Source organism: Achromobacter sp., from assembly GCF_032102605.1.
GTDB lineage: Bacteria > Pseudomonadota > Gammaproteobacteria > Burkholderiales > Burkholderiaceae_B > Achromobacter.
This window is the reverse complement of sequence record NZ_DAMDGT010000008.1, coordinates 1-16479: the sequence shown is the minus strand read 5'-3', so window position 1 is coordinate 16479 and position 16479 is coordinate 1. Positions and strand designations below refer to the sequence as shown.

At 66.5% G+C, this 16479-nt stretch carries 15 protein-coding genes; 9 read left to right on the top strand and 6 right to left on the bottom strand.

Translation table 11 applies throughout. From position 1 onward, the window contains the following. Positions 1–311 precede the first annotated feature (311 nt). Positions 312–1550: a YbdK family carboxylate-amine ligase gene (locus RT614_RS18195; RefSeq protein ID WP_313623537.1), complete on the top strand. Its 1239-nt coding sequence runs from the start codon at positions 312–314 to the stop codon at positions 1548–1550. Positions 1551–1574: 24 nt separating this feature from the next. Here the strand turns inward: RT614_RS18195 and RT614_RS18190 are convergent, their stop codons facing one another. Continuing rightward, a complete protein-coding gene (locus RT614_RS18190; RefSeq protein ID WP_313623779.1) occupies positions 1575–2510 on the bottom strand; it encodes a methyltransferase domain-containing protein in 936 nt (311 codons plus the stop codon). 1158 nt (positions 2511–3668) lie between these two features. Here RT614_RS18190 and RT614_RS18180 point away from each other — a divergent pair. Beyond that, the gene (locus RT614_RS18180; RefSeq protein ID WP_313623536.1) at positions 3669–4139 is read left to right on the top strand and encodes a tRNA (cytidine(34)-2'-O)-methyltransferase; all 471 of its coding nucleotides are present in this window, start codon (positions 3669–3671) and stop codon (positions 4137–4139) included. A 21-nt stretch (positions 4140–4160) separates the two neighbouring features. On the opposite strand, the gene RT614_RS18175 is transcribed toward RT614_RS18180, so the two are convergent. From RT614_RS18175 to RT614_RS18155, 5 genes are read right to left on the bottom strand one after another with little or no spacing between them, the layout of a single operon-like run. After that, positions 4161–5153 carry a tripartite tricarboxylate transporter substrate binding protein gene (locus tag RT614_RS18175; protein ID WP_313623535.1) on the bottom strand — a complete coding sequence of 331 codons (993 nt, stop codon included), beginning with the start codon at positions 5151–5153 and terminating at the stop codon, positions 4161–4163. A 52-nt stretch (positions 5154–5205) separates the two neighbouring features. Then, positions 5206–6285, bottom strand: coding sequence for an NAD(P)H-dependent glycerol-3-phosphate dehydrogenase (locus RT614_RS18170; protein WP_313623534.1), 1080 nt, complete (start codon positions 6283–6285; stop codon positions 5206–5208). Between the two features lie 17 nt (positions 6286–6302). Then, positions 6303–6836: a protein-export chaperone SecB gene (gene secB, locus RT614_RS18165; RefSeq protein WP_313623533.1), complete on the bottom strand. Its 534-nt coding sequence runs from the start codon at positions 6834–6836 to the stop codon at positions 6303–6305. A gap of 37 nt (positions 6837–6873) precedes the next feature. Next, positions 6874–7131: a glutaredoxin 3 gene (grxC, locus tag RT614_RS18160; RefSeq protein ID WP_313623532.1), complete on the bottom strand. Its 258-nt coding sequence runs from the start codon at positions 7129–7131 to the stop codon at positions 6874–6876. A 52-nt stretch (positions 7132–7183) separates the two neighbouring features. Next, on the bottom strand, positions 7184–7606 hold the full coding sequence (locus RT614_RS18155; RefSeq protein ID WP_313623531.1) for a rhodanese-like domain-containing protein: 423 nt from the start codon (positions 7604–7606) through the stop codon (positions 7184–7186). Between the two features lie 214 nt (positions 7607–7820). On the opposite strand from RT614_RS18155, the gene gpmA reads away from it, so the two are divergent. The 7 genes from gpmA to RT614_RS18120 all read left to right on the top strand — a co-directional run bounded on the left by gpmA (position 7821) and on the right by RT614_RS18120 (position 16052). Then, the gene (gpmA, locus tag RT614_RS18150) at positions 7821–8573 is read left to right on the top strand and encodes a 2,3-diphosphoglycerate-dependent phosphoglycerate mutase (RefSeq protein ID WP_313623530.1); all 753 of its coding nucleotides are present in this window, start codon (positions 7821–7823) and stop codon (positions 8571–8573) included. 7 nt (positions 8574–8580) lie between these two features. Further along, on the top strand, positions 8581–10185 hold the full coding sequence (locus RT614_RS18145; protein ID WP_313623529.1) for a peptidoglycan DD-metalloendopeptidase family protein: 1605 nt from the start codon (positions 8581–8583) through the stop codon (positions 10183–10185). Positions 10186–10318: 133 nt separating this feature from the next. Further along, positions 10319–11764 carry a S41 family peptidase gene (locus tag RT614_RS18140; protein WP_313623528.1) on the top strand — a complete coding sequence of 482 codons (1446 nt, stop codon included), beginning with the start codon at positions 10319–10321 and terminating at the stop codon, positions 11762–11764. After that, positions 11761–12519: a molybdopterin-synthase adenylyltransferase MoeB gene (locus tag RT614_RS18135; RefSeq protein WP_313623527.1), complete on the top strand. Its 759-nt coding sequence runs from the start codon at positions 11761–11763 to the stop codon at positions 12517–12519. Before RT614_RS18140 ends, RT614_RS18135 begins: the two co-directional genes overlap by 4 nt. 115 nt (positions 12520–12634) lie before the next feature. Continuing rightward, positions 12635–13813 carry a GGDEF domain-containing protein gene (locus RT614_RS18130; protein WP_313623526.1) on the top strand — a complete coding sequence of 393 codons (1179 nt, stop codon included), beginning with the start codon at positions 12635–12637 and terminating at the stop codon, positions 13811–13813. A gap of 110 nt (positions 13814–13923) precedes the next feature. Then, positions 13924–14643: a FadR/GntR family transcriptional regulator gene (locus RT614_RS18125; RefSeq protein WP_313623525.1), complete on the top strand. Its 720-nt coding sequence runs from the start codon at positions 13924–13926 to the stop codon at positions 14641–14643. Beyond that, the gene (locus RT614_RS18120) at positions 14640–16052 is read left to right on the top strand and encodes an FAD-binding oxidoreductase (RefSeq protein ID WP_313623524.1); all 1413 of its coding nucleotides are present in this window, start codon (positions 14640–14642) and stop codon (positions 16050–16052) included. Before RT614_RS18125 ends, RT614_RS18120 begins: the two co-directional genes overlap by 4 nt. Positions 16053–16479: the final 427 nt, after the last annotated feature.

Sequence of the window (16479 nt, the reverse complement as noted above, 5' to 3'; positions counted from 1 at the left end):
ATTTTCTTAGGGATAACCCTGATTAGGGTTATCCCGCTCCAGTCTCAAACCCCCTTGAAATCTGGCTTCGCGGGCGCCGTCGGCTGGCAGCCCGCGCCATCGCTATGTTGTAAGCGCTCGCTCACTTTCTCTCAGAGGGCAAAACCGGATGCTTCGCGATGTTGCACACAAATGTCACGATTTTCAATCGTTTTGCCACAAAGCTGCGGCTATCATGCGTTCACAAGCCGCCGTCTAGTGCCCCCCGGGAAGTTGCCGGGCTTCAAGGTCGAACGGCGCATACCCTCATCAAACATTCAAAGGAGTCCGAGATGGAACATATCCCGTTCATTTCGTCGGCCCCCAACACTCTGGGCATCGAACTTGAGTTGCAACTGATCGACCCCCGCAGTTTTGACCTTGCAGCAGCCTCTGACGAACTGTTGGCCCAGATGGCCAACCATCCCATCGCCGACCGCGTCAAACCGGAAATCACGCGGTCCATGATTGAACTGAACTCCTCGGTGCACGAGCATCCGATGGGCCTTCTGGCCGAAATGCGCGAAATGCGCGATGCGCTGGTCGAAGCGGCCGACGCCGTCGGCGTGTCGGTGGCGGGCGGTGGCGCTCATCCGTTCATGCGCTGGCAGGAACGGTCCATCTCCGACACCCCGCGCTTCCAGTACCTGGCCGAAATGTACGGTTACCTGGCGCGTCAATTCACTGTCTTCGGCCAGCATATACACCTGGGCGTGAAGAGCGGCGACGACTCCGTCAAGCTCCTGCGCCGCCTGTCGCCCTATGTGCCGCACTTTATCGCGCTGTCGGCCTCTTCGCCGTACTGCGAGGGCGTGGACACCCTGTTCTCGTGCTCGCGCCTGAACGCGGTCAACAGTTTCCCGCTGGCCGGCCATATGCCGCCGGAGGTCAAGGACTGGTACCAGTTCGAAGCGCACCTGTCGCAGTTGCGAGCCTTCGGCCTGGCCGAGAGCATCAAGGACTTGTATTGGGACATCCGTCCCAAGCCCGAATTCGGCACGGTCGAGATCCGGGTTTGTGACACGCCGCTGACGGTGGAGCGCGCCTGCCAAATCGCCGCGTTCGCGCAGGCGCTGGCCGTGCTGCTGATGCGCGAGGAAGACCCCGGTGACACCGCCTGGCTGTCCTACCGCAGCAACCATTTCCAGGCATGCCGTTTCGGCCTGCAAGGCAGCTACGTGACGCCTCGGGGCGAGCGCGTGCGCCTGATAGACCACCTGCGCGCGCTGTTCCAGCGCCTGATGCCGGTGGCCGAAGAGCTGGGCACGGGCGACATGGTTGCCGTCTTGCGCGACGACGCCATGCGCAGCGGCAACGATTCGCGCTGGCTGCGTAGCCAATACCATCGCCTGCGCGATCTGCCGCTGGTGGTGGAGGCCATGTCGAACGCCTGGCGCGGCGAGGCGGCGCCCGCCGTGGCGGCGGCTGAACCCACCGCGGTGCTGCGTCGCCGGATCCGTGCGACGTCAGAGCCCATGCAGGCCCTGTCGGCGTCCGAGCCCGGCGTCACCGTGCCCGAACGTTTGCACTGAGCCAGCGCCGCGCAATACCGCGTGTCAGGGGCTCGCGCGGTGCCGTCCGCCAATCGCGCTGACCGACAGGCGGGTTTCGCCCGCCACGGTCCGGTGCGCGGCGGCGCGCCAGGCGTGGCCATAGGCCACTTCTATGCTCAACGGGATCAGGCCGTCCGCGTTGCGCTGCGCCTCCAGAGCCGCGAGCAGGCGGTCACGCCATTCCCGGCCCACCAGTCCGCCACGACGGCCTTCGGCGGGATTGCCGCCCAGTGCGCGCACGTCTTCCAACAGCTTTTCCGGACTGCGGTAGGTCAGGGTCAAGATTTCCTGGTCCATCACCGGATCCGCAAAGCCGTTCTCCACCAGCAGGTCGCCGAAGTCGTGCATGTCGACGAAGGAGGGGGTCGCGGTGCGCAGGCTGGCGTCGGTCAGGGCCTGCCGCAGTTCGCGCAGCGTGGCGGGCCCCAGACAGGAGAACATCGCCAGGCCGCCCACTTTCAGGACGCGACGCCATTCGGCCAGGACGGCGTGCGGCTCGCGATGCCAGTGCATGGCCATGTTTGACCACACCAGCTCCAGCGATTCGGGCGCCAGCCCCGTGCTCGCCAGATCGGCGTTCACGAAGACCGGGGTCGTGGGGCCGCGACGGGCCAGTTTGCCGATCCAGGCCGAGATCCCACCGGGCGCGTGGCGCTTGCGGGCCTGCTCGAGCAGCGGCTCGCAGTTGTCCAGGCCGGTGTAACCGGCGTCGGGATAGCGCTCGCGCAGCAGCGGCAGGTTTTCGCCCGTGCCGCAGCCGGCGTCCAGCATGGCCTGCGGCTGCACGCGGATGTACTGCAGGCGGCCGAGCATGCGGCGCGCCACCTCTCCATATAGGAACTGGGCGTCGGCCAGGTCGCCGCGGCGGGCGAATTGGCGAGGCACGTCGGCGCTGACGATGGGCAGGGAGGGGAGCGTTGCGGGTTCTGGCAGGGACATTTCGGTCGCGCCCACGGGGTCGCCCGGGGCGGAGCATGGTTTCATGAGGGATGGCAGACATTATTGCGCATCCCGGCCGCGGCTTCCGATTGTCCCTACCCACCGTGGGGCGACGCCTTCTGTCGCGCATCGGCGGCGACTGCCCGCTTTGCGGCGGCCGCGTGGCGGGCGCCCGCCTGTGCCAAGGCTGCCAGGGCGACGTCATGGCCGCGCCACCGGGCGCGGCAGCGCGTTGCCCCCGCTGCGCCTTGCGTCCTGCAGGCGGCGGAGCGCACTGCGCCGCCTGCATGGCCCAGCCTTGGGCTTTTTGCCGCACCGTGGCCGCTTTCGACTACGCGCCGCCGGCGGACACCCTGATCCTCATGCTCAAGACACGGCTGCGCCTCAGCATGGCGCCGGTCTTGGCAAAGTTGATGGCGGAGGCTTGGAGGGCTGATGGGGCTGGGGCGGCTGCGCTGGCTATGGGCGGGTTGGAGTTCATGGTGTCGGGCGGCAGAGTGTCGACCGCCGTGACATCGACCGCTGAGGCATGGGCCAGCGGGGGGGCGACTGCCTCGGTATCGGCTGCTGCGGTATCGAAAGCAGCTACACCAGGAGCAGCTTCGCCAGGCGCTGCGGCAGCAGTCGCCGCGTCGCCTGTCCCGGCGGCGGCCGCCTGTGCGTCAGGCGCAGCCTCTTCGCCAGCCGTCGCCTCACTACCGCCCGGCGTCCTGCTGGTTCCCATCCCTGCCAGCCGGGCTTCTCTGCGGTTGCGCGGCCTGAACCCGGCGGCGGAGATCGCCCGCAGCCTGGCCGCGGAGCTTGGGCTGCCCCGGCCCGTCCACCTGCTGGTGCGGCGGCGGGAGGCGCCCCGCCAGGCCACACTGGGCCGGGGCGCGCGCCAGCGGGGCGCGGTTGGCTTGTTCGAATGTGTGCGGCCGGTATGCGGCCGTCACGTGGCAATCGTCGATGACGTCATGACCACCGGCAGTACGGCCAATGCCGCGGCAACGGCGTTGCTGGCCGCAGGCGCGGGCAGCGTCACGGTGCTGGTGGCCGCCCGTACGCCGTGAAGGGCTCCTGGCCCGTCGACCTGCCGGGAGACTCCGACAAATCGGCGACAATCACGGACGCGCGGCCGTACCCGGGCCGCGAGCCTTTTTCACCACGTCATCCGCCATGTTCCACGTCATCCTCGTCTGTCCGGAGATCCCTCCCAACACCGGCAACGCCATCCGGCTGTGCGCCAATACCGGGGCGCAGCTGCACCTGGTGCGTCCGTTGGGATTTGAACTGGATGACGCGCGCATGCGGCGGGCGGGGCTGGACTATCACGAGTGGCAGCCGGTGCGCGTGCATGACACGCTGCAAGAGGCGCTGGATGACACCGGGGCGGCCCCGTCCAGCATCTATGCGCTGACCACCCACGCCCAGCGCAGCGTGGCGGACATCAGCTTCAAGCCGGGTGACGTGTTCGTCTTCGGCCGAGAGTCGGCGGGTCTGTCGGACGAACACCAGGCGATGTTTCCGCCCCAGCAGCGCCTGCGCCTGCCCATGCGGGCCGGGCAGCGCAGCCTGAATCTGTCGAACGCCGTGGCGGTGACGGTGTTCGAGGCCTGGCGGCAGCAGGGCTATGAGGGCGGCGCATAGGCGCCGCCAGTCAGATCAAGCTCAGTCCAGCGAGAGCTTCAGCTTTTCGATCACCTGATCCCAACGCGCCTTCTCGTTCTTGATGCGGGCGGTCAGGGCTTCCGGGGTCGACGGCGCGGGTGTGAAGTACTGCAACGCGAGTTGCTTGCGGACGGCGTCGCTGTTGATGATGCGCGCCAGTTCGCTGTTGAGCCGTTCCACGACGGGCGTAGGCGTGCCTGCGGGAACCAGCACCGCGTTCCACGAGATGGCTTCGAAGTCCGGATAGCCCTGGGACGCCATGGTCGGCACGCCGGGCAGGGCTTCGCTGGGCTGCAGGCTGGTCACGGCCAGCAGCTTCACCTTGCCGTCGCGAGCCTGCGGCACGGCGATCGCGGGCACCATGAAGCCGGCTTGCACGTCGCCGCCGATGATGGCGGTGATGACCTGCGGGAAGCCGGAATACGGGATGTGGGCCAGGTCGACGCTGGCGCTTTCCTTGAACATTTCCATCGCCAGGTGCGCCGAACTGCCGGGGCCGACCGAACCGTAGTTCAGCGAGTTGCCGCGGCTTTTCACGAGCTTGACGAAATCCTGGACGTTGTCGACTTTCAGGCTGCCGGGCACTACCAGCACGTTGGGGCTGGTGCCGACCAGGGACACCGGGTCCAGGTCGTTCAGCGGGTCGTAGCCCAGCGTCTTTTTGTAGAGCGTGGGGGCGGTGACCAGCGGGCCGTTGATCGTGTAGAGCAGCGTGTAGCCGTCAGGCTTGGCCTGCGACACGATGCGCGTGCCGATGTTGCCGCCCGCGCCGGGTTTGTTGTCGATGACGATAGGCTGGCCCAGCGCCTGGGACAGCGGCTCGGAAATCGTGCGCGCCAGGATGTCGGGAGACGATCCGGGCGGGAAGGGCACAACCATGTGGATCGGGCGATCGGGCCAGTCCGCGTGGGCGGCGGCGGGCAGGATGGCGGCCAGGCTCAGGCACAGGCCGCGCAGCAGCGGGCCGACCCGGAACTTGCGGGTTTGCGTCATGAAGGAGGTCTCCTCGGGGTGGTGTCGTGTGTTGTTGTTGGTGATGGGCCGACTAGGCGGTGACGGGTGCGCCGCCGGGCGGATTGTCGGATCCGGAGCCTTCGTAGCGGGCGTCCCGCGCCAGCAGGGCGGAAACGGCCGTCATGGGCGCAACGCCTTCGAACAGCACGGCGCACACGGCCTCGGTGATCGGGAGTTCGACATTGATGCCACGGGCGCGTTCCAGCGCGGCTCGCGCGCAGCGCACGCCCTCCGCGGTGACGCCGCTGGCCAGGATATCGGCCAGCTTGCGGCCGGCGCCGATTTCCAGGCCCACACGGCGGTTCCGGGATAGTTCTCCGGTGGCGGTCAGGACCAGGTCGCCCAGGCCGGTCAGTCCGGCGAAGGTCTCGGCTTGCGCGCCCAGCGCCACGCCGAAGCGGGTCATCTCGGCAAGGCCGCGGGTGATCAGCGCCGCGCGGGCATTGGTGCCCAGCTCGAGCCCGTCGCAGATGCCGCAGGCCACGGCGATCACGTTTTTCAATGCGCCGCCCACCTCCACGCCGACGAGGTCGGTGCTGGCGTAGACGCGCAACGCGGCGCCGTGGAAGGCCGAGGTGGTGGTTTCACGCAGGGCGGCGTTGCTGCTGGCGACGGTCAGGGCCACGGGCAGGCCTTGCGCCACTTCGCGTGCGAATGACGGGCCCGACAAGGCGCCGCCGGTGGCGCCGGGCAGGGCCTCGCGCATGATTTCGTGGGGCAGCCTGGCCGTGTCGGCTTCAAAGCCCTTGCACGTCCAGACGATGGGAGTGTCCTGCAAGCCCAGTGCGGGCAGCCGCAGCGATAGCGCTTCGCAAATGGACGTCAGGCCCGCGACGGGCACGCCCAGCACGATCAGGCGGCGGACGCCGTCGCCTTGCAGCGAACGCAGCGTGGCGTCGAGGTCGGAGGAATACTGCAGCGTCTTGGGCAGGGAGATGCCCGGCAGATAGCGGGTGTTCTCGTGTGCGGCGGCCATGGCGGCCGCTTGCGCGTCTTCGCGCGCCCAAAGCTGGGTGGGATGGCGGCGGCTGGCGGCCGCCGCCAGGGCGGTGCCCCAGCTTCCCGCACCCAGGACGGCGACGCGCAGGCGCGGCTCGGCGGGTTGGTTCATGGGGCGCCGCGGCGTGCTTACTGGCGGGTGGCGCCGGGCGGCAGGATGATGCCCGAGTCGCTGCCATTGCTGTTGCCAGCGGCCTGCTGCTGTTGCAGTTCGGCGATGCGCTGCTCGTACAGGGCCTGGAAGTTGACTTCGGTCAGGTGCAGCGGCGGCATCGAGGTGCGGGTGATCGCATCGGCGATGTTGGCGCGCAGGTACGGGTACAGCATCGTCGGGCAGACAATGCCCAGCAGCGGGTCGAGCTGCTCTTCGGGGATGTTGGACGCTTCGAAGATGCCGGCCTGCGTGCCTTCCACCAGGTACACGACCTTGTCGTTGATGCGCGTGGTGACGGTGACGGTGACCGTCGTTTCGAACACGGTTTCAGCCAGGCGCTGGCCGCCCACGGTGATGCTCACTTCGACCTGGGGCGCTTCCTGCTCCAGGAAGACGTGGGGCGCGTTCGGCATTTCCAGCGAAAGGTCTTTCAGGTAGACGCGCTGGAGATTGAACGAGGGCGCGTCGTTGCCGCCTTCCTGCTGGGTATTTTGGTCTTGATCAGCCATGAGTGTTTCCGTTGGTGGGAGAGGCAAAAAGGGGCGATTAGCCGTTCAGCAGGGGGGTGAGTCCACCCGAGCGGTCCAGGGCCATCAGGTCGTCGCAACCGCCGACATGGGTATCGCCAATGAAGATCTGCGGGACAGTGCGCCGGCCGGTACGTTCGATCATGACATCGCGCTGGGCCGGTTCCCGGTCGATCTGGATGATTTCCAGGTCTGCGACGCCGCGTTGCTCAAGCAGCGACTTGGCGCGTGCGCAATAGGGACAATAGTCCTTGCTGTACATGACGACTTTATTCATAGGGCGCTCCTGTGGGTACAAGAATAGGTAGATGGGGGCGGGACGCCCCGGTTCAACCCTTCTGAGTTACCGGCAGGCTGGCGGCCGACCAGGCGCGCATCCCGCCTTCGAGCGGAACGACGTCGGCAAATCCCTGGGCCCGCAGCTTGGCGGCGGCGCGGGCCGAATCGCGGCCGTTGTCGCAAACCACCACGAGCGGCTTGTTCTTGGGCAGCGAGCCGGCCTTCTGCTCGATGTCAGCCGCCGGCACATTTCGTGCCTGAGCGATGTGCCCGGCCTGAAATTGTTCGGCCGGACGCACGTCGACCCAGACGGCGTTGCGCTGGTTGACCATCTGGATGGCCTCGGTCGTGCTGATGGCGGAGCCGGTGCGGCCCTTGCGCAGCGCGGGGATGATCAGCATCACGCCGGACACCACGGCAACGGCGACAATGAAAATGTTGTTTTTATCGAGCAAGAATTGCAAAAGGTCCACGGGGCTTCCTGTAGTACGTCGGCTGGCGCTACGCCGGCTGGCGCGTCGGCCAGGGGGCCGGCCATCCGGGTAGGGGCGAACCCTGATGCGCCGCGTCCAGGACATGGACGGCGGTGCGCCGGGGCAAAATCACGGGCAAAATCACTCAATTATAAAATGAGCGCATTCCTTAACCATCCTCTAACTTTAACCCGCGTCGCGGGCGGCCCCAACCATGCATAAACTCGTACTGATGCGCCACGGCGAAAGCCAGTGGAACCTTGAAAACCGCTTCACTGGCTGGACCGACGTCGACCTGACCGAAACCGGCCGTGAACAGGCCCGCAAGGCGGGCGAACTGCTCAAGAAAGAAGGCTTTACCTTCGATCTGGCCTATTCGTCGGTCCTCAAGCGCGCCATCCGCACCCTGTGGATCGCCCTGGACGCCATGGATGCGATGTACACCCCGGTCGGCGTGAACTGGCGCCTGAACGAACGCCACTACGGCGCCCTGCAGGGCCTGAACAAGTCCGAAACCGCCGCCAAGTACGGCGACGAACAGGTCCTGATCTGGCGCCGCGCCTACGCCATCGCCCCGGAGCCGCTGTCTCTGGACGATGAACGCCACCCGCGTTTCGACAGCCGCTATGCGCGTATCCCGGCCGACCAGCTGCCCGCCACCGAATGCCTGAAGGACACCGTCGCCCGCGTGCTGCCATTCTGGAACGAATCCATCGCCCCGGCCATCCGTTCCGGCCGCAAGGTGCTGATCGCCGCGCACGGCAACAGCCTGCGCGCCCTGATCAAGCACCTGGACAACGTGTCGGACGACGACATCGTCAACCTGAACATTCCCACCGGTCAGCCGCTGGTCTATGAACTGGATGATGACCTGCGCCCCATCCGCCACTATTATCTCGGGGATGCCGCCGAAATCGAGGCGGCCATGGCCGCCGTCGCGGCCCAGGGCAAGGCCAAGAAGGACTGATATCTCTATGCGTCGCACGGCGGGGTTGTTGTTGGCGGTCATGCTGGCCGGAGGGGTGCTGCCTGCCCGCGGCGCGCCCTCCGACCTCGCCGGACGCCAGTCCGACGCCGAAAAGCAGCAGGCCGCGCTGCGCGACCGCATCGAGTCCCTTCAAAAGGACATCGACGACCGCGAGGCGGCCCGCAAGGAAGCCGCCGACGCCCTGAAGCAGTCGGAATCGTCCATTTCCCGCATCAACCTGCGCCTGAAGGAACTGGCTGAAGCCAACCGCCAGGCGCAGGCCGACCTGACTTCCCTGGAAAAGCAGATCACCGCGCAAGAGGCCGTGCTGGCCAAACGCCGCGTCGAACTGGCCGACCAGCTTCGCACCCAGTACACGAGCGGGCTGTCGCCCTGGACGGCCCTGCTGTCCGGCGACGATCCCCAGGTGCTGGGCCGCAACCTCGGCTATCTGGATTACGTGTCCCGTGCCCGGGCCGAGGCCGTGAAGGCGCTGCGTGCCGACATCGACCGGCTGGCTGCGCTGCAGGCGCGCGCGGACGCCCGACGCGCCGAGATCGAAAAAGGGGTCGCCGAGACCTCCGAACAGAAAACCGCGTTGGTGGCGCAACAGAAAGAACGCGCCACCTTGCTGGCGCAGCTTGAGGGCCAGATCGCCGCCCAGCGCGCCGAAGCCAACAAGCTGGGACGCGACGACCAGCGCCTGTCCCGGCTCATCACCGATCTGGACGCGGCCATCGCCAAGCAGATCGAGGAGGCCCGCAAGGCTGAAGAAGCGCGCAAGCGGGCCGAGGAAGTCCGTCGGGCCGAAGAGGCGCGGCGCGCCGCGGAAGAAGCGCGGCGTGCGGCCGAAGAGGCCAAGAAGCGCGCCGACGCGGAACGGCGCGCGCAAGACGCCCGCCGCAAGGCCGACGCCGACCGCAAGGCCGCCGAGGACGGCGCCCGCCGCGACCGCGACGCTCGCGAGGCCACGCAGGCGCGCGAACAGGTCGAGGCCGCAGCCCGGCAGAATCGGGGCCCGGTGGCCGTGGCGGACCCGGATGCCGCCGGATTGCGTCCCGCCGACCAGCGCCAGACCCGTGTCACGGATCCGGTTGAACCGTCCCCTCAAACAAAACCCGCGGAACCGCCCAAAAAGGCGGAACCGATCGAGGAACCCGCCACTCCAACGCGCAGTGCATCGACCCAGCAAACCGCGCGGGCGACCCCGCCGGTGGGCGGCGGCAATGGCTTGCGGCACGGGCTTGCCATGCCGGTCCGCGGCCAGGTGCAGGGCAGATTCGGCGTCGACCGCCCGGACGGCGGCGTATGGCGGGGCGTTGTGCTGCGGGCGGCCGAGGGCACGCCCGTCAAGGTAGTGGCCCCGGGCACGGTGGTCTACGCCGATTGGTTGCGAGGCTTCGGCAATCTAATCATTGTGGATCATGGGCAGCAGTACCTGACCGTCTATGCTTACAACCAAAGCCTGCTCAAACGGGTGGGTGATCCGGTGGCTGGCGGCGATACTATTGCTACGGTGGGGGCAACCGGCGGCCAAGTGGAATCCGGCCTATACTTTGAAATTCGCCATCGTGGCGCCCCTGTGGACCCAGCCCAATGGCTGGCGCAGTAAGTAGGCGCAGTAAGTAGGCGCAGTAAGTAGATTGACGCTGTCGGCGATGCGCCGCCGGCAAACATATGTCGTTGGTATGAACCGTTGGTAAATTACCAAACCCATCGGCGAAAACACAATTCGGGAAGTGTGCATGGGCACTCGTAAGTTTCGCGGTTTCGGTCTGATTGCCATCGGTGCGGTGGCGGGTGTGTTGCTTAGCGTTGGCGTGACCGCGGTCGCCCAGCGCGGCAGTCCGCTGCCCCTGGACGAGCTCAGGCAACTGAGCAACGTGTTTGCCGCCATCAAGAACAACTACGTCGAGGCCGTCGACGACAAGACCCTGATCGACAACGCCATCTCCGGCATGGTGTCGAACCTGGATCCCCATTCCGCCTACCTGGATGCCGATGCGTTCCGCGAGATGCAGACCGCGACGCAAGGCGAGTTCGGCGGCCTGGGCATCGAGGTCGGCGCGGAAGACGGCTTCGTGAAGGTGATTTCGCCCATCGAGGACACGCCCGCCGCGCGCGCCGGCGTGATGGCTGGCGACCTCATCATCAAGATCGACGACACGCCCACCAAGGGCATGACGCTCAACGACGCCGTCAAGCTCATGCGCGGCGCGCCCAAGTCGCCCATCACCCTGACCATCATGCGCGCCGATCGTCCGCAGCCGATCGTGCTCAAGATCGTGCGCGACATCATCAAGGTGCGCAGCGTGCGCAGCAAGATGCTGGACAACGGCATCGCCTACGTGCGTGTCGCTCAGTTCCAGGAAAAGACCGGCGCCGACCTGGCCAAGCAACTGAAGGACCTGGGCGCCAAAGAGCCGCCCAAGGGCCTGGTGCTGGACCTGCGCAATGACCCGGGTGGCCTGCTGACCAGCGCCATCGGCGTGTCCGGCGCGTTCCTGCCGCCCGATTCGCTGGTCGTGTCCACCGATGGCCGCACGCCGGACGCCCGCCATAAGTACATGGCCACCCCGTCGGAATATGCCCGCGGCGAAAGCAACTACCTGTCCGGCCTGCCAGCCTGGACCAAGACCGTGCCGATGGTCGTGCTGGTCAACGTGGGTTCCGCCTCGGCGTCCGAAATCGTGGCCGGCGCCCTGCAGGACCACAAGCGCGCCAAGGTGCTGGGCAACCGCACGTTCGGCAAGGGTTCCGTGCAGGTGATCCTGCCGCTGTCCGAAACGACCGCGGTCAAGCTCACCACGTCGCGGTACTTCACGCCCAGCGGCCGTTCCATCCAGGCCACCGGCATCGAACCCGACTACGTCGTTGCCGATACGGCCGATGGCGATCTGTTCCGCCTGCCGCGCGAAGCCGACCTCCAACGCCACCTGTCGAACCAGCAGACTGCCAACGAGGTGAAGTCCAGCGCCGACCAGGAAAACGTCGATCTTCCTGCCAAGGTGTTCGAATTTGGCGGCAAGGATGACTTCCAGCTCCAGCAGGCCCTGAACCTTCTGGCGGGCAAGCCCGTCCAGAAGGGCTCTGCCCGCGCGCAGGCCAAGGCGGATGCCAAGGCCGGCGGCGGAACCCCGCAGCGCATGAAGATCACGCCCGCCGGAGTCGAGCCCAGCAAGGACAAATGAACGACGAGCAACTGCTGCGCTACGCCCGCCACATCCTGCTGGATGAACTTGGAATAGAAGGGCAGGAAAAACTGCTGGCGGCGCGTGTGCTCATCGTGGGGGCGGGCGGATTGGGTTCCCCCGCCGCGCTTTACCTGGCCACCGCCGGCGTGGGCGACATCACGCTAGCCGACGACGACGTCGTCGAACTCAGCAACCTCCAGCGCCAGATCCTGCACACCACCGCCAGCGTCGGCCGGCCCAAGGCCGAGTCCGGGCGTGACATGCTGGGCGCGTTCAATCCGCAGACCCGCGTCCATGCCCGCGTCGAGCGCCTGAAAGACCAGGCCCTGTCCGACGCCGTCGCGCAGGCCGACCTGGTCCTGGACTGCACCGACAACTTCACCACGCGGCATGCCATCAACCGGGCGTGTGTCCAGCATCGCAAGCCGCTGGTTTCCGGAGCGGCGATCCGCTTTGACGGCCAAGTCAGCGTCTACGACCTGCGCGACGACAACGCCCCTTGCTATCACTGCCTGTTTCCCGAGGCTGATGACGTCGAGGAAGCCAACTGCGCCACGATGGGCGTATTCGCGCCGGTGGTCGGCATCATCGGCAGCATGCAGGCCGCCGAGGCCCTGAAGCTGCTGTCCGGCGTGGGCGAAAGCCTGTCCGGGCGCCTGCTGTGGCTGGACGTTCGCACCATGCAATGGCGCAGCGTCAACGTCCAGCGCGACCCCGAATGCGCGGTTTGCGGCCATCGCGGTCGTGACTGAATACCGCCCGTATTGCACCCAGGGACAATACTAAAGGTTTCAAATACCTGCTATAACGCCAGCCAGCCTACTGATTTCGGCAGATGGCCATGGATATGACGGCGTGGAAACAGGATTGAAGTTCAGCTTGCCCAAGTGGCGGCTGACGCGTTGGTTGACGCATTCCGGGCATGACACGCCGGCGGATATTCGCGCGGCGCTCATCGCCAGTCTGTTCGGCACCCTTCCCATTTTTGCTGGCGGGGTCATCAATACCCTGATGATCTCGGGCGTCGTCACATGGCGACGCCCTGAACCCCTGTACGTCTCCTGGCTGATCCTGGAGATCGTGCTGGCGCTTGTGCGCGTCACTTTGCTGCGCTCGGCCCTGCGAGCGGCTCCCAAGGGCGGCAACACTCACACCGACATCTATATCCTGCTGGCGCTGCTGTGGGCGTTCAGCGTGGGGTATGGCGTCTTCATTACCTTCGTCAACGGGGACTGGCTTGCCGCCACGCTGGCCGGCGTGTCCTGCGGCGCCATGGCCGGGGGCATCTGCTTTCGCAATTACGGCGCGCCCAGGCTGGTGGGAGCCATGATCTTCCTGAGCCTTGGGCCGATGTGTCTGGGCGCGCTGTTCACCGGCGAATGGGTAATGGCCATCGTCTTCATCCAGATCCCGTTCTACCTGATCAGCATGAGCATCGCCTCACACCGGCTCAATCGCATCCTGGTGTCCACCATGCTTGCCGAGCGGGACAGCGATCGCCGCGCGAGCGAAGACGCGCTGACGGGGCTGGCCAACCGCGCCGGCCTGCAGGCCGCATTGGAACGCGTGTGCTCCAGCGCGCGCGGGCACGATAGCGCGGCGGCGCTGTTGTACATGGACATGGACGATTTCAAGCGCATCAACGACACCCACGGCCACGCGGGCGGTGACCAGGTGCTCAAGACCATCGCCGACCGCATGCGCGCCATGTTGCGCGTGGATGATGTCGCCGCCCGGATCGGAGGCGACGAATTCATCGTGCTGGTGACGGGCATCGACGCCACCGCTGCTCTCAGGCTGGGCGAGCATCTGCTGCGCGATGTGACGCAACCCATCACGCTCACCGACGGATCGTCCGTCAGTGTGGGGTTGTCCATTGGTATCTCGATCCTGTCGGGGGCCAACCGGACGCCCCAGGGCGCGCTGGATTCCGCGGACGCCGCGCTTTATCGGGCCAAGGCCCAGGGCGGCCGCCGTTGCGTGGTGGACATGGACGGCGCCGTCGTCGAAAACGAAGGCGTGGCGAACGCATCCGTCGCGGCCTGAAGACAAGGCGCCGGCGGACCGCAACCGTTCCGGCCGGCAGGCTCGTCAATCAAGGGACACTTCACAAAAAAGTTATCAGATAACCTGATGAATCTGCCTATAATCCGTTCATGTTGACCAAGAGCCTCACCCTTACCGAGCAGGTCGCCCGCCAGCTCGCGAGCGAGATCGCCGATGGCGTGCATCCCGTGGGCGCCAAGCTGCCTTCCGGCCGTGTCCTGGCCGAGCAGTATGGCGTCAGCGCCGCCGTCATCCGCGAAGCCACCGAACGCCTGCGTGCTCAGGGCTTGATCCAGAGCCGCCAGGGCTCCGGCAGCACCGTGGTGTCGCGCACGGGCGTGCAGGGCTTCCAAGTTTCGACCGGCATTGCCGTGAACCGCGAGAAGCTGGCCAGCGTCTACGAACTGCGGATGGAACTCGAGGGCGGCGCGGCCGCCTTGGCCGCCGTCCGCAGCGATGCGTCGGACCTGGACGCCATGGAACGGGCGCTCGCGTCCCTTGAGGCGCACCTGGAGCATCCCGAGCAGGGCGTCGAACACGACATCTCGTTCCATGTCGCCATCGCCGCCGCCACCCACAACAGCTATTACCAGGACTTGCTGCAGTACCTGAACCTGCAATTGCGCCTGGCCGTCAGCACCGCCCGGTCCAACAGCCGGCTGCAAGCCGGCCTGCCCGCCGCGGTGCACCAGGAACACGTGGCCGTGTTCGAGGCCATCCGCGCGCGCGACCCGGAACGCGCGCGGCAAGCCGCCGTCCGCCACCTGCAACAGGCCGCAAACCGCCTGCAACTCGATCTTCACTTTCCCGCCGCAAAGCAAATCTCATGAGCGCATCCGACTTTTCTCAACGGCTGGTCCAGGCCCTGGGCCCCGATACCGTCTTCACCGCCCCTGCGGATATCGCCCCTTGGCTGTCTGACTGGCGCGGCTTGTACAACGGCCAGGCCCAGGCCGTGGTGCGCCCGCGCACGACCGCCGAGGTCGCCACCTGCCTGGCGCTTTGCCAGGAAGCCGGCGTGCCGGTAGTGCCGCGCGGCGGCAACACCGGACTGTGCGGCGGCGCAACGCCGGACGGTGGCGCCAATAACGTGGTGCTCAGCCTGGACCGCATGAACGCCGTGCGCTCCATCGATACCGTCGCCAACACCATGGTCGCCGAGGCCGGCGCCATCCTGGGCAACCTGCGCCGCGCCGCGCAGGACGCCGGCCGCCTGCTGCCGCTCAGCCTGGCCGCCGAAGACTCCAGCCAGATCGGCGGCAACGTGGCCACCAACGCCGGCGGCGTGAACGTCGTGCGCTATGGCATGGCGCGCGAGCTGGTGCTGGGCCTGGAAGCCGTGCTGCCCACGGGCGAAGTCTTCAATGGCCTGCGCACACTGCGCAAGGACAACACGGGCTACGACCTCAAGCAGTTGCTCATCGGGTCCGAAGGCACACTGGGCATCATCACCGCAGTGGCCCTGCGCCTGTTCCCGCGCACCGATGTGCGTTCGGTGGTGCTGGCGGCCGTCGAGTCGCCTGCGCAGGCGCTCCAGCTTTTCGAGATTCTGTTCGAGCAGTGCGGCGCCCGTTTGCAGGCGTTCGAATTCTTCACCGGCGATTGCCTGGACCTGGTGCTGACGCACGCCGAAGGCGTTCAGGAGCCCTTCGATCAACGTTACCCGGCCTACGTGCTGGTCGAGCTGGCCGATACGGCGGACGAGGGCGCACTGAATGCGCTGCTTGAAAACGTGATCGGCACCGCGCTGGAGCGCGGCCTGTGCCTGGACGCGGCCGTGTCGGCGTCGCTGGCCCAGTTGCAGACGCTGTGGAAACTGCGCGAGGAAATTTCCGAGGCCCAGCGCGCCGACGGCCCGCATCTGAAGCACGACGTGTCGCTGCCGATCGAGCACATTCCCGACTTCATGGTTTCCGCCGAAGCCCGCGTGCGCGCCCTCTACCCGGACATCCGCCCCTTCATCTTCGGCCACTTCGGCGACGGCAACCTGCACTACAACCTGTCGCGTCCGGCGGGTGCGGACCGCGGTTGGGTAGCGGAACATGGCGCGGCGATCACGGACGCGGTGCTCGATGAGGTCAACCGCTACGGGGGGAGTATTTCGGCGGAGCATGGGATTGGGCAGTTGAAGCGGGATCACTTTCTGCACAGCAAGGATCCGGTTGAGTTGCGGTTGATGCGGGAGATCAAGAAGGTGATGGATCCGGCGGGGATCATGAATCCGGGGAAGTTGCTTTAAGGGCGATGGATCGTCGTTGGTCTCGAGTGTGGTTGCGAGGTGCATCTTGTCTAGGCAGGGTGCAGCTTGTCTTCGTGGTTCCAACTTCTTTTCATAGGCCTCGACTTCTCTCCGTAGGCCTCAACTTCTCTCCGTAGGTCGCCCGACGCCGCGGTCGCCGACTAGCTGCCGCGCGGGCGGCGGCTAGTCGGCATATGGATGGCTGGTCGTCGTTACTGCGTCGCTTCGCGCATGCGGCGATGTGTTTGCTAATGGCGCCTTCGAAGGGGGGGGGGCGGTGATGGGCGGCGCGACGACGACCTGCCACAACTTGCCGACCCATACGCGCCGCCCATCGGCACTGGGGTTGAAATGACGATTAGCGACGGCGCGGGGCCTATCCGTGATTTTGTGTGCGAGGCATATCATGAGGAATAAAGATCATGGA